General features: G+C 61.6%; 14 protein-coding genes. 4 read left to right on the top strand and 10 right to left on the bottom strand.

The features are described from left to right. Positions 1-16 precede the first annotated feature (16 nt). From ACCD05_RS03260 to ACCD05_RS03245, 4 genes are read right to left on the bottom strand one after another with little or no spacing between them, the layout of a single operon-like run. On the bottom strand, positions 17-853 hold the full coding sequence (locus tag ACCD05_RS03260) for a carbohydrate ABC transporter permease (RefSeq protein ID WP_112949457.1): 837 nt from the start codon (positions 851-853) through the stop codon (positions 17-19). A gap of 11 nt (positions 854-864) precedes the next feature. Further along, positions 865-1791, bottom strand: coding sequence for a carbohydrate ABC transporter permease (locus ACCD05_RS03255; RefSeq protein WP_047504204.1), 927 nt, complete (start codon positions 1789-1791; stop codon positions 865-867). Beyond that, complete coding sequence (locus tag ACCD05_RS03250) at positions 1784-2947, bottom strand: ABC transporter ATP-binding protein (protein WP_112949412.1); 1164 nt, start codon at positions 2945-2947, stop codon at positions 1784-1786. Before ACCD05_RS03250 ends, ACCD05_RS03255 begins: the two co-directional genes overlap by 8 nt. Next, positions 2944-3780, bottom strand: a complete 837-nt coding sequence (locus ACCD05_RS03245; protein WP_112435228.1) for a metallophosphoesterase family protein — start codon at positions 3778-3780, stop codon at positions 2944-2946. The genes ACCD05_RS03250 and ACCD05_RS03245 overlap by 4 nt, the downstream gene beginning before the upstream one ends. 303 nt (positions 3781-4083) lie before the next feature. On the opposite strand from ACCD05_RS03245, the gene ACCD05_RS03240 reads away from it, so the two are divergent. The 4 genes from ACCD05_RS03240 to ACCD05_RS03225 all read left to right on the top strand — a co-directional run bounded on the left by ACCD05_RS03240 (position 4084) and on the right by ACCD05_RS03225 (position 8204). Further along, complete coding sequence (locus tag ACCD05_RS03240) at positions 4084-5214, top strand: ABC transporter ATP-binding protein (RefSeq protein WP_112988765.1); 1131 nt, start codon at positions 4084-4086, stop codon at positions 5212-5214. A gap of 54 nt (positions 5215-5268) precedes the next feature. After that, complete coding sequence (locus ACCD05_RS03235; protein ID WP_018896972.1) at positions 5269-6402, top strand: extracellular solute-binding protein; 1134 nt, start codon at positions 5269-5271, stop codon at positions 6400-6402. A 144-nt stretch (positions 6403-6546) separates the two neighbouring features. Next, the gene (locus ACCD05_RS03230) at positions 6547-7371 is read left to right on the top strand and encodes an ABC transporter permease subunit (protein ID WP_112949410.1); all 825 of its coding nucleotides are present in this window, start codon (positions 6547-6549) and stop codon (positions 7369-7371) included. Beyond that, positions 7371-8204, top strand: a complete 834-nt coding sequence (locus ACCD05_RS03225; RefSeq protein ID WP_112949409.1) for an ABC transporter permease subunit — start codon at positions 7371-7373, stop codon at positions 8202-8204. The genes ACCD05_RS03230 and ACCD05_RS03225 overlap by 1 nt, the downstream gene beginning before the upstream one ends. Positions 8205-8224: 20 nt before the next feature. Here the strand turns inward: ACCD05_RS03225 and ACCD05_RS03220 are convergent, their stop codons facing one another. From ACCD05_RS03220 to cyoB, 6 genes are all read right to left on the bottom strand, one after another. Next, positions 8225-8455: a hypothetical protein gene (locus tag ACCD05_RS03220; protein WP_413391121.1), complete on the bottom strand. Its 231-nt coding sequence runs from the start codon at positions 8453-8455 to the stop codon at positions 8225-8227. Positions 8456-8657: 202 nt separating this feature from the next. Continuing rightward, positions 8658-9419 (bottom strand): phosphoglycerate mutase family protein, encoded by a 762-nt coding sequence (locus tag ACCD05_RS03215; RefSeq protein ID WP_112949455.1) that lies wholly within the window; start codon positions 9417-9419, stop codon positions 8658-8660. 97 nt (positions 9420-9516) lie between these two features. Beyond that, complete coding sequence (locus tag ACCD05_RS03210; RefSeq protein WP_413391119.1) at positions 9517-10269, bottom strand: SURF1 family protein; 753 nt, start codon at positions 10267-10269, stop codon at positions 9517-9519. A 50-nt stretch (positions 10270-10319) separates the two neighbouring features. Beyond that, on the bottom strand, positions 10320-10721 hold the full coding sequence (gene cyoD, locus ACCD05_RS03205; RefSeq protein WP_112949407.1) for a cytochrome o ubiquinol oxidase subunit IV: 402 nt from the start codon (positions 10719-10721) through the stop codon (positions 10320-10322). Continuing rightward, complete coding sequence (cyoC, locus tag ACCD05_RS03200) at positions 10718-11338, bottom strand: cytochrome o ubiquinol oxidase subunit III (RefSeq protein WP_018896979.1); 621 nt, start codon at positions 11336-11338, stop codon at positions 10718-10720. Before cyoC ends, cyoD begins: the two co-directional genes overlap by 4 nt. A 4-nt stretch (positions 11339-11342) precedes the next feature. Next, entirely contained in the window at positions 11343-13346 is a 2004-nt protein-coding gene (gene cyoB, locus ACCD05_RS03195; RefSeq protein ID WP_018896980.1) for a cytochrome o ubiquinol oxidase subunit I, read from the bottom strand. Between the last annotated feature and the right edge of the window lies 1 nt (position 13347).

Here is a 13347-nt window from a genome sequence, read left to right as displayed (position 1 = left end):
GGGTTGAGGCGACCGGTCAGCCTTTGAGACCGGTCATGGTGATACCCTCGACGAAGCGCTTCTGCGCGAGCAGGAATGCGGCGACGAGGGGAAGGGTGATGATCATGGTGGCGGCCATCAGCGCGCCGTAGTCGTCACCGGCCTCGGCGGCGCGGAAATACATCAGGCCGAGAGGCGGCGTGGCGTAGTCCTGCTTGGTGATGACGACGAGAGGCCAGTAGAGGTCGTTCCAGTGGGCGACGACCGAAAAGATCGAAAAGGCGGTGACGGCGGGCCAGGCATTCGGCACGATGACGCGCGCGACAATCCCGAGTTCCGACATCCCATCAAGGCGCGCTGCATGGATCAGATCGTCGGGCATCGACCGGAAGAACTGAAGGAACATGAAGATCGCGAAGACCGAGATCGAGAACGGAGCCACCAGCGCGGTGTAGCTGTTGAGCAGCGACAGGCTGTTGAAGCCGACATAGAGCGGCAGGGCGGTCGCGTGGATCGGCACCAGCAGGCCGAGCATGACGAGAACCATCATTAGCCGCGCCGCGCGGAATTTCAGCTTTGCCATGGCGTAGGCGCAGGGAATGGCGATCAGCACCTGGAAGAAGAAGATCAGCCCGCAGACGAGCACCCCGTTCCACAGAAGCGTTCCCATCGGCACGCGGGTCAGCGCCTTGGTGAAGTTGGCGACGTAGTAGAAATTCGTCGGGATCAGTGACAGGGCGGAGGTGAAGATCTCGCTCTGCGCCTTGCCTGCCGTCGAGAGCATGAAGACATAGGGCGCGAGGAACAGCAGCGCTCCGAAAGAAAGGAGTGCCAGGCGGCTGACGCGGCCAAGGGTCCACCGGTTGGCGGTCATCGTGTTTACGCTCATGAGTAGTGCACCCGGCGGTCGAGAACATTGTACTGGAGGAAGGTGAGCACCATCAGGATGGCGAGGAACACCACGGTCATCGCCGATGCGTAACCAACGCGCAGATAGACGAAGCCTTCCTGGTAGATGCTAAAAAGCAGCACTTCGGATGCGTGGTTCGGCCCGCCCTGGGTCAGGGTCTGGACGGTCTCGAAGACCTTCACCGAGTTGATGATGCTGATGGTCGTGACGAACAGCGTCGTCGGCCCGAGCATCGGCCAGGTCACGAGACGGAACCGGTCGAAAGCCGAGCGGGCACCATCGACTTCGGCAGCCGCATAGAGCTCACGCGGAATGGCGGTGAGGCCGGCCAGGAAGAGCACCATGTTGAAGCCGACCGACTGCCAGACGCCGATGATCGACAGGCTGTAGAGCACGGTGCTGGAGGCCGCCAGCCAGTTGGGGCCGGGGATGCCGACCAGCGCCAGCAGGCTGTTGATCGGCCCGATGGTCGGGTGGAAGAGATATTGCCAGACGGTCGCCATGGCGACGATCAGTGATGCCACCGGAAGGAAGTAGACCGTGCGGAAGAAGCTCCGCGCGGTGGTCTCGCTTTCGATCAGCAGAGCGACGACAAGGCCGAGGACGATCGAAACAGGGGCGACGATCGCCGTATAGCAGGTCGTGTTCCACAGAGCCTTGCGGAAGGCGCGATCGTTGATCAGGTGCGCGTAATTCTCGAAACCGACGAAGCGGAACTTGCCCATGCCAAGCTCGAAATCGGTGAAGCCGAGCAGGACGACCGCGACTACCGGCAGAAGCACGAAAACAAAGATCAGGATGATGGCGGGCAGTGCTAGAAGCCAGGCCGTGCGTGCTTCATTGCGTTCGCGCGCTGCCGTGGTCTTGCGGGCCGCAGGTGCGTCCATGGCGATGCTAGCCATGAGCCTTCTCCAGCGTCGCGTCGATCGTAATCGGGCTTGCCTTCATGCGGCTGCCATCCTCGGCAAAGACCATGGCCTTGTCCGCCGACAGCGAGAGAGCAACGGGCATTCCAGCCGAGACCCCGCTGGCCTCCGCCGGCGAGAGCTTGGCGATCATTGTTTCGCCGATCGCATCGAGCTTGCAGTAGAGGATGACCTCGGAGCCGAGGAACTCGATGCGCTCGACCTTCGCCGCAAGACCATCCTCACGACTATCCGCCAGGCGGACGAATTCGGGGCGGATCGCCAGACTCACCGGCGTGCGGGCCGAAACAGGGGTGTGCAAGCCGAGCCTGACGCCACCGAAGGACACCATGCCGCTTTCGGCGAGCGCCGGCACGACATTGATGCGCGGCTGACCGACGAAGCGGGCAACCTCAATATGCGCCGGGTCATCGTAAATGACCTGCGGGCTTGCCAGTTGAAGCAGATTGCCGCCGATCATCACGGCCACGCGGTCGGCCATCGACAGGGCCTCGGCCTGGTCATGGGTGACGTAGACGGTCGGCACGCCGGCGCGCCGATGCAGCTCTACGATCTCCCCACGGGCGTGGACACGCAGGTTCGCATCCAGGTTGGAGAGCGGCTCGTCCATAAGAAAGACGCTCGGATGGCGCACCATGGCGCGCGCCAGAGCCACACGCTGGCGCTGGCCGCCCGACATCTGGCCGGGCTTTCGGTCGAGCAGATGGTCGATCTTCAGTGACTTCGCCATTTCGGCGACATCACGCGCGATCGCCGCGCTGATGGCCCGCTGGCCGGGAAGCATGGAGCCGACGAATGGCAAGCGCTGCGCGCCGGAGAGACGGCGCATGGCGAGCGGAACGGCAATGTTCTGGCCGGCCGTCAGATGCGGATAGAGCGCGTAGGACTGGAAGACCATCGCGATATTGCGATCGGCGGCGGCGATCGCCGACATATCCTCGCCGCCGATGACGATCTGGCCCTGGTCGGCGTGATCGAGGCCGGCAAGGATGCGCAGCAACGTGCTTTTGCCGCAACCCGACGGGCCGACCAGCGCGATGAACTCGCCCGGCTCGACGTCAAGGCTGACGCCCTTGAGGATGGCGTTGCCGGAGAAGGACTTGGTGATACCGCGAAGGGAAAGCGCGCTCATTCCGCTCGCTCGCGCTGCTTCTTCGGTGCTGCCTGCGGATAGACCTCCTCCACGACATCGTCGAGGAAGTAGGCGGTCATCCCGGGTACGGCGACCAGTTCGGTGGTGACGTCGTCGCCAAGCTCGTGCACGGCTGCACCAACCAGGCGCTCGCCCGGCATTTCGCGTTCCATCGTATCGAGGATAAAGGCCGTCGGCGGCGCCCAGACGACGGAGGTCTGGCCGAATTCACCCTTCCACGTCCAGTGCAGGTGGCCGCTGCCAAAGAGCGCGACGTCGTGGGCGGCGATCAGGTCGTAAAGCTTGCGGCGCTGCGTCGGGCGCACGCTCCAGTAACCGGTGTCGCCTTCATTGGCGTCGTCCACGAACAGCGGCTTGTGCGCGAAGATCGCGACACGGCGGTCACCGCGTTCGGCGAGCGTCTTCTGCAGCCAGTCGAACTGCGCCTGCTCTTCCGCGTCCTCAAAGCCCATCAGCAGGCTGTTGAGGCCGATGATGCGCCACTCGCCGATATCCTTGACCCAGTAGTCGGGGCCGACGAGATTGCGCCAGCGCGCCAGGCGTTCCGGATTGACCGGCTGAGCGGAGCCGGGGAGGTGGCCGACGTCGTGATTGCCGGGAACGATCAGCATGGGGATCGACACTTCGCGCATCAGATCCATGGAAAAGGTCAGATCTTCGTCCTTATCTGCGCCGTCAACGCTGAGATCGCCGGTGTGGACGATCAGGTCGGCGCCGGTTTCCTCGATCCAGCGGACCAAGGGCGCCCAGTTGCCGTTGAAATGCGGCTTGTTGGGGCTCAGATGTGTATCGGTGATGTGGATGATCTTCACGGCGCTTCTCCGGTTCCAAGCCGCAGGCCAAACTCAGGCCAGCGACGTCTTCCGGCGCCTCTTTAGAGCGATCATGTGTCGTAGGCGTAACACGCCTTTCCAACCGCGTTTCATTTTCGTCATCGAATTGTCACTGCGCATCCGGGCCGCTTGTTAGAGCCTGAAATCGAGGGCAAAACCGCGCAAGGATCATCCATTCGATGCAGTGGATAGCGAGAAGGCGGCAACCGTCATCTAACTGTAAAGGAAACATTCTAACTAGCTCCTGGGCATATTGCACAGCTGTGCAACGGGAGTTGAAAGATGAGCCAAGGCGCGTTTCTGGAATTGCGGTCGGTTGCCTGCAGATATGGCAACACCCAGGTTCTGGAGGACATAGACCTCAACATAGAGCGCGGGGAATTCGTCGCCTTACTGGGGTCGTCTGGCTGCGGAAAGACGACATTGCTGCGTGTTCTGGCCGGCTTCGTGACGCCATCGTCGGGATCCGTCTCCGTGCGCCATCGCGAAGTGACGCACCTGCCGCCCGACAAGCGCGGCATGGCGCTCGTCTTCCAGTCCTACGCGCTCTGGCCACATATGACGGTAGCGCAGAATATCGGCTACGGGCTGAAGCTGAAGAAGGTCCAGCGCAGCGAAATCGACAAGCGGGTCTCTGCCATGCAGTCCCTCCTGGGGCTGGATGGGCTTGGCGCACGAAAGCCGGCGGCCTTGTCCGGCGGCCAGCGCCAGCGCGTCGCGCTCGGCCGTGCGCTCGCGGTCGATCCGGAGATTCTGCTGCTCGACGAGCCGCTCTCCAATCTCGACGCCCGCATAAGGCTCAGCGTTCGCCACGAGCTGCGTGCGCTGCAGAAACGCCTCGGCATCACCGCCGTTCACGTGACGCATGACCGCGAAGAAGCGATGGTGATGGCCGACAGGATCGTGATCCTCAATGCCGGCCGGATCGCCCAGCAGGGCACCCCTGAAGACGTCTACAACAGGCCAGCCTCGGCCTTCGTCGCGGCCTTCATGGGCGCCGAGAACGTGATCTTGCTGACCGGCGCGCCTGATGGCAACGACTTCGTTATCGCTGCGGGCCCGGCAAATGCCGCAGGCCATGTCGCCCTGATGGGGCGAGACCTCGTGCAAGGCACCGTCGAGGCGCGCTTCCGCCCGGAGGCAGCGCAAATCCTCTCCGCCGAGACCGCAGTTGTCGGATCCGGCGTTACGCTCGATGGCAAGATCGCAGCCGTCAGCTACCCCGGCGGCCACTGGCGCCATGTCGTTCATGTCGGCGACCGCGAGATCATGGCCGACGCGCCGCGGGCATTCGAGCCGGGCGAGCGCGTCCGCGTCCATGTGCCTGCCGACGCCCTGTTTCTCTTCAATTCGCCGAGCACCCAGCCGGCAAACGCCATTTCCCGGGTTTCGCCCGGGAAAGTCCACGCCTGACCTTTTGATGCCTGACTTTCAGAACCTCACATTTTCATAACAAGGAGAAGCCTGATGCAGAGATTGACGTATGCCGCTATCGCCATTGCTCTCGCGACGTTGCCGGTAAAGGCCGAAGAGCTGACGGTCGCCACCGCCGGCGACCAGAACATGGTAGATTACATCAACCAGTATCTCGGACCGTTGTTCGAGAAGGCCAATCCGGGCGACACGGTTCGCGCCGTCGGCACCGGCCCCGGTGATGCGGGTTCGCAGAAGATCCTTGAGCGTTTCGACGCGCAGGCGGCAGCCGAAGCTAAGGTCTGGGACGTCGACGTTGCCGTCGTGCACGAAAAGTTCGCCGGCCCGATGGTCCAGAAGGGTTACCTCGAGAAGTATCGCGGCAACATCGATACCGGCAAGCTCGTGACCCGCGGCAACGCGAAGAACGCGCTCGGCTCGGATGTCGATGGCTTCGTCATGCCGATGTTCAATAGCCAGACGGCAATCGCCTATAACCCGGCGCTGGTTCCGAACCCGCCGAAGAGCTACGCTGAACTCGCCGAATGGGCAAAGGCGCATCCGAAGCAGTTCGGCTATAACGGCATCAAGGGCGGCGCTTCGGGCGTGTCCTTCGTTATGGGCTGGGTCTATGCCTTCGGCGGCGGCGATGCCAACAACCTGATGACGGGTCCGTTCAAGCAGGAAGAAACCACGAAGTGGGACGGCGCCTTCAAGAGCCTCGCCGACTTCACCAAGAACGCCACGCTGACACCAGGCAACGCCGGCACGCTCGACCTTCTCAGCCGTGGCGAAATCGCCATGGGCCCAGTCTGGGTCGACATGTTCTACAGCTGGCAGGCCAATGGCCAGCTGCCGCCGGAAATGAAGCTGGTGCTGCCGGCACCGGGCATGCCCGGCCAGCCGATGCACTACGTCGTTCCTGAAAAGTCCGGCCACAAGGCGCTTGCCGAGAAGTTCATCGCGCTCGCCACCAGCCCGGAAGTTCAGGCCGAAGGTATCGTCAAGCGCTTCAACTGGTATCCGGGTATCGACGCTAACTTCGTCAAGCCGAAGCTCGACGACGCGACCTGGAACAAGCTCTTCGTCGACATCACGCCTGACGATCTCGCCAACAACGGCAAGCCTTTCCCGATCGCGCCTTACAATACCGCGATCCTCGAAGCCTACGAAAAGTCCGTAAAGTAAGCCTGCGAACCGCCTTCTCTCCCGGGGGAAGGCGGTTCGGTTGACCGGATGAGAGGTGGCACGCGGTGTCGCCGTCCTTTCGGCGGCGCTCGTCTCTGTCACCGCCTCCTCTCATCCGCCTCGCTCGCGTCTCAAGGTCGTCACATGTCGAAACGCCTACTCGGTCTCCTGCTTGTTCTGCCCGCGCTGGCGGTCATTGCAGCCCTATTCATTCTTCCGCTGATCATGTCGGCGGTGGGCGCCTTCAGGGTGGAAGGCGGAGCGCTCGGCTTCGACAACTTCGTCAAGACCTTCGACCTCTACACCAACGACATCGTCTTTACTGTTGTCATCGTCGGTCTCTCGACCGTGCTGATTGGCCTCGGCTCGATCGCGATCGGCGGCTATCTGACGCTCGGCGAGCATCCGCGTGCCGTTGCGATCCTGCGCTGGCTCTATCGCTGGCCGATGTTCATTCCGTTCATCGTCGTCGGCCAGATCCTGCGCACATTTCTCTCGAAGAACGGCATGATGAACAACACCGCCGTCAGCCTCGGCCTGATGACGCCGCTTGATGCCGTGAGTTTCCTCGACTGGCGCGGCATCGTCATCGCCTTCGTCTGGAAGCAGACGCCGTTCGTGGCATTGCTCGTTGCCGGTGCGATGGCGTCCATCAATCGCGACACCATCGAGGCCGCCCGCAATCTCGGCGCGTCAAAATTGCGGCTGCTGTTCGAGATCATCGTGCCACAGGTCGCCGTCACGCTCACCGTCGGCCTGATCCTCTCCTTCGTCACCATGATGTCGGTGCTCTCTGTGCCTTTGATGATCAACGCGCAATCGCCGACCATGCTGACCGCCGATATCGCATTTCGCGTCAACGCCTATGGCGACTACGGTGTCGCCAACGCGCTCGGCCTCGTCTCGCTGGTGCTGGCATCATCCGTGGCCTGGATCTATCTCCGCCAAAGTCTGAAGGAGCGCGCGTGATGACGACGATTTCTCGATCGCGAGTCTCTCTCGCCGCACTGTGGTGGGTGCCACGCGGCATCGTCTTCGGACTGATGGCCTTCTTCATCTTCGGCCCGCTCGCCAATCTGGTTTTGTGGACGGTTGCCGAGAAATGGTACTTTCCGCATAGCCTGCCGCTGGAATACGGCTTCAGCTCCTGGGTAAAGGTCTTCGCGCCGCGCGGTGGAGCGCTGGATTCGCTGCGCAACTCGCTTGTCGTCGCGGTCTTGACCGTCATCGTCTCGCTGCTTCTCGCCATTCCGGCCGGCTATGCGCTGGCGCGGCTGAAGCTGCCGCTGCGCAGCGTAATCCTGCTCGCTTTCCTCATTCCCCAAGCCTTCCCGAACCTCACGGTCTACGTGAATGTCGCGCGCATCTTCTACGAGATCGGCCTCAACGGCACGATCCCCGGCGTCGTCCTCGTGCATGTCTCGCATGGCCTCGTCTACGCTGTGTGGATTGCCACCGCGGCCTTCTCGGCGATCGATGCGGAGCTCGAACAGGCGGCGCGCGTGACCGGGGCAGGGGCCTTGCGCACCTTCTTCGACATCACGCTTCCGCTCGCCGCTCCCGGCTTGATGGCAAGCGCGATCTTCGTCTTCCTGGAAAGCCTCGATGAGTTCACCGGCAGCTACTTCGTCGGCGCGCCTGATGTGAACATGCTGCCGTTGCTGCTCTACACGACGGCGTCGGGCGGCAACTACCAGATCGCTTCGATCACGGCGCTGCTGCTGCTGATCCCGTCGCTCGTCTTCATGCTAATCGTCGAGCGGTTCCTGAAGGCGGACGTGCTGTCGCGCGTAGGACGCTGAGTCGAGCTTCCCGGCGGTAGCTAATTGGTCGGCGCGACCTTGTAGACGTCGTCTCCGACGAAGACGATGACATAGCCACCACGCCCGGCTGCGTCCGTCGCCCATGACGTCAACTGGCTGGCGTATGGCTCCTCGCGCCACGACTGCGGATGGTCGGGATCGACAAGCACCGTGAGCTGATCGCCCTGGCCATAGACCATCATCTTCGCGACTGTCGGGTTCCATTCCGAACCGAGCTTAGGATTCGTCATCCACGCACAGAGAAAGTCTCGACAGAGCTCTGGGCGATCGTCGTAGATCAGACAGCCTTGTCCCGTCACGCAGTTTACGCACAGCGCATTCGCCGGCTTCGAGAGCTGATCGATCTCAGGCAGCCGACAGCACAATGTGCATGTGCCGCAGGAGCGGGGTTCCATGCCGGATGTCGTGATGTCGGTCATCGCGGGCAACGGGTCACGTTCCGCTCCCATCGGGAATACCCGATCTCGGTGCGATCCTGACTTCGGCCCCATAGGCCTCCCGCATCTCGCTTTCCTCGCCTGGCCGGCGATCGGCGGCGTGATGAAGCAGCGTCGACGCGTATCCCGCCACGTATGATCCCTCGATCAGCGTCACGTCGGCATTACCAGGATTGTAGGAGCGCTCGAACCAGTCGACCGGTTGTTGCAGGAAGTTCATCTCGAATGCCCGGTTGGTGACACCGTGGCCGACGATGATGACGGTGTCGTCGCCATCGCGGGCGTCGCGCAGTGCCGTCTGGATAAACAGGCGCATGCGCTGCGCGACATCGGCACGGCTCTCACCATCCGGCGGTCGCGCGTAGAACTTTCCGCTGTTGTTGCGCAGCCTTGCCCATTTCTCGAATTCGTCGGGAAATTTCTGCCTCTGCTCCGCATGGTCATAGATCTCGGTGAAAAGGCCGAAATCCTGCTCGCGCAATAGATAGTCTTCCCGGACCTTGCCTATGAGGTCAGGCGGCAGAACCGAAAGCAGGGCGTCCTTGGTTTGGCGGGTTCTCAAGAATGGCGAATACCAGATCTGCAGCTGTCTAACGTCGGCCAAGGTTCTGAGGTGGGATGCTATCGCCTCGGCCGCGCCGATGGCCTGCCGGTGTCCCCAGCTGGTCAGCGGGACATTGTGATCGCCGAACTGGCCGTAAGCCCGCTCATCAAGATTGCCGAGGGATTCGCCGTGGCGAACGAGAAAGATGCGCATCATGCGGCCCGGATTGTCCGAAATGGAATCGCCGTATCATGACCGGTGCGGCCGCCCGGGGCAACGCCGGGGATGTCGGGCTCAAAGGCCCGACCCGCTATCGACGTCGGCGCAGTTCGCTGCGCAGTACGAAAACCAGAAGGCCGGCCACCATCGCCGCTAGCGCGAACCACGTCAGCGCGTACTGGAGATGGTTGTTGGGGAAGCTGACCTGCGTCAGGCCGCCAACGGGAAAACCACCCGGATTGGCCGTGGCATCGGCATCGATGAAGTAAGGGGCGATATCGGTGACGCCACGCTTGGCGGCCATCGCGTCCACGTCGCGCGAATACCAGCGGTCGTTCGCCGGATCGTTCGCCTTGATGAAGGTGCCGCCCGGCTCGTTGAGGCGGAGCAAACCGGTGATCTTGACGGGGCCGGAGACCTGACCGTCGAGGCGCGTGTTCACATCGCGCTTGTCCGTCGGCACGAAGCCGCGGTTGATCATCACGGATGTGCCATCGGCGAGCGTCAGGGGCGTGATCACCCAATAGCCGGCGCCAAGTGCCGTTGCCGCGTAGACGAGGCTCTCCTTGTCGTTCTGCAAGGTACCTTCGGCCGTTACACGGCGGTATTCGTCATTTTCTTTGGTGATATTTCCCCAGTCAGCACGGGCGGGGGCAGCCACCGGTTCGGCATGGATGCGCTGATCGACGCGGGCGATCAGATCCAGTTTCCAGGCGCGGCGTTCGACCTGCCAGACACCAAGCGCGAAAACCGCGCAAAGGACGACGACGAGGAAGCCGCAGAAGATCGTGAGAGCGATCGCCGAACGACGTTTGGGGGCTTGGTCTGCAGGGGAGTTTGTCAAGGTCTTAAACCGTAACGGGCGGCGTTGCCGCCGCCCGTCCATTGTGCCCGTCAGGGCATGTTTTTCATCATTTCCGGATTCATCGGCATCATGTTCGTATTGAGATGATGCATGACCCAGAGCGAGCCGGAGAGTGCGATGACCACGAGCAGGATCGTGAAGATCAGCGCCAGCAACGTCCAGCCACCCTCGGAGCGAGAGTTCATGTGCAGGAAGAAGATCATGTGAACGACGATCTGGATCACGCCGAAAATCATGATCAGGGCAGCGGTGACAGCCTTGCTGTCGAAGACGCCGGCCATGACGAGCCAGAAAGGAATGGCCGTCAGGACGACCGACAGGACGAAGCCGATCATGTAGCTCTTGAAGCTGCCGTGCGCTGCTTCGTGCCCATGGCTGTGCCCATGATGGGCTTCGTGAGCATCCTCGTGTGCGGGTGCGTGCGAACTCATCCGAGTACTCCCATAAGATAAACAATCGAGAAGACGCCGATCCAGACCACGTCGAGGAAGTGCCAGAACATAGAAAGGCACATCAGGCGACGCTTGTTCTCGGGGATCAGGCCATGCATCGAAACCTGCACCATCAGCGTCACCAGCCAGATGATGCCGAAGGTGACGTGCAGACCGTGGGTACCGACCAGCGTGAAGAAGGCCGACAGGAACGCCGAACGCTGCGGGCCCGCACCTTCGTGGATCAGATGGATGAACTCGTAGAGTTCGAGCGCGATGAACACGGCGCCGAACACGCCGGTAACGGCGAGCCAGAACAGTGTTTCAGCCTTCTTCGCCCGCTCCATCTGCAGCATGGCGAAGCCATAGGTGATGGAGGAGAGGAGAAGCATGGAGGTGTTGATCGCCACCAGCGGCAGATCGAAGAGATCTGCCGGCGACGGGCCGGCCGCATAATTGCGGCCGAGGACGGCGTAGGTGGCGAACAGGATCGCGAAGATCAGGCAGTCGCTCATCAGGTAGAGCCAGAAACCCAGCATGGTGCTGTTTTCCGGGTGATGCTCTTCCGTCAGGTAGAATTCGGGCTTCTCAGCCGTATCGATTGCAGAGTTGCTCATGATCTTACACCTGCTCGGCAAGCAGCTTGGTGCGCTTGTCTTCCGTTTCCACGACTTCCTCTACGGGGATGTAGAAGTCACGCTTGTAGTTGAAGGTATGGCCGATGGTGACCACGAGCATGGCAAGCGCGGAGGCCGCGACCAGCCACCAGATGTACCAGATCATCGCGAAGCCGAAGACGACGCTCAGAGCACCGAGGATGACACCGGTACCGGTGTTCTTCGGCATGTGGATCGGCTTGAAGCCTTCCGTCGGACGGACGTGGCCGCGAGCCTTCATGTCGTACCAGCTGTCGTGGTCGTAGACGATCGGCGTCATCGCGAAGTTGTAGGCCGGAGGCGGCGACGAGGTCGACCACTCAAGCGTACGGGCACCCCACGGATCGCCGGTCGTGTCACGCAGCTCTTCGCGCTTCAGGAAGCTGACGACGAGCTGGATCAGGAACGAACCGATGCCGAGCGCGATGAGGAAGGCGCCGAAGGCAGCGATGATGAACCAGATCTGCAGCGACGGATCTTCGAACTGGGACATGCGGCGGGTTACGCCCATCAGGCCGAGAACGTAGAGCGGCATGAAGGCGAAGTAGAAGCCGACCAGCCAGAACCAGAAGGACATCTTGCCCCAGAACGGATCGAGCTTGAAGCCGAAAGCCTTCGGGAACCAGTAGGTCACGCCGGCCATCAGACCGAACACCACGCCGCCGATGATGACGTTGTGGAAGTGGGCGATGAGGAACAGCGAGTTGTGCAGCACGAAGTCGGCCGGCGGGATAGCCAGCATGACGCCGGTCATGCCGCCGATGACGAAGGTCACCATGAAGCCGATCGTCCACAGCATCGGCACTTCGTAGCGAATACGACCGCGATACATCGTGAACAGCCAGTTGAACATCTTCGCCCCTGTCGGGATGGAAATGATCATCGTGGTGATGCCGAAGAACGAGTTGACGCTTGCGCCCGAACCCATGGTGAAGAAGTGGTGCAGCCAGACGAGGTACGACAGGATGGTGATGACGACGGTGGCGTAAACCATCGACGCGTAGCCAAACAGGCGCTTGCCGGTGAAGGTGGCGACGACTTCCGAGAAGATTCCGAAGGCAGGCAGCACGAGGATGTAAACTTCCGGGTGACCCCAGATCCAGATGAGGTTCACATACATCATCGGGTTGCCACCAAGGTCGTTGGTGAAGAAGTTCGTGCCGGCGTAGCGGTCGAGCGACAGCAGCGCGAGCGTTGCGGTCAGGATCGGGAAGGAGGCGACGATCAGCACGTTGGTGCAGAGCGAGGTCCAGGTGAAGACGGGCATCTTCATCATGGTCATACCCGGCGCGCGCATCTTAACGATCGTCGCGATCAGGTTGATACCCGACAACGTCGTTCCGATACCGGCGACCTGCAGGCCCCAGATGTAATAGTCGACACCGACGCCAGGGCTATATTCGACGCCCGAGAGCGGCGGATAGGCCAGCCAGCCGGTACGTGCGAACTCGCCGATGAACAGCGACATCATGATCAACACTGCGCCGGCCGTCGTCATCCAGAACGAGAAGTTGTTCAGGAACGGGAAGGAGACGTCGCGTGCGCCGATCTGAAGCGGAACCACGAGGTTCATCAGGCCGGTGACGAACGGCATGGCCATGAAGAAGATCATGATGACGCCGTGGGCCGTGAAGACCTGGTCGTAGTGGTGAGGCGGGAAAATGCCGGGATTGCCGTTGAAGGCCATCGCCTGCTGGGTACGCATCATGAGAGCGTCGGCAAAGCCGCGCAGCAGCATGACCAGGGCAAGAATGACATACATGATGCCGATCTTCTTGTGGTCGACGCTGGTGAACCACTCTTTCCAGAGATAGGTCCAGAGTTTGAAGTAGGTGATGAGACCGAGGACCGCGATCCCGCCGACCACGACCGCGCCGAACGTGGCGACGAGAATTGGCTCGTGATAGGGGATTGCCTCGATCGTCAACCGGCCGAAGATCAACTTCAGAAGGTCAGGATTGGAAAACATG

Source organism: Rhizobium sp. Rhizsp42, assembly GCF_047304155.1.
Taxonomy (GTDB): Bacteria; Pseudomonadota; Alphaproteobacteria; order Rhizobiales; family Rhizobiaceae; genus Rhizobium.
This window is presented reverse-complemented; position numbering and strand designations above follow the sequence as displayed.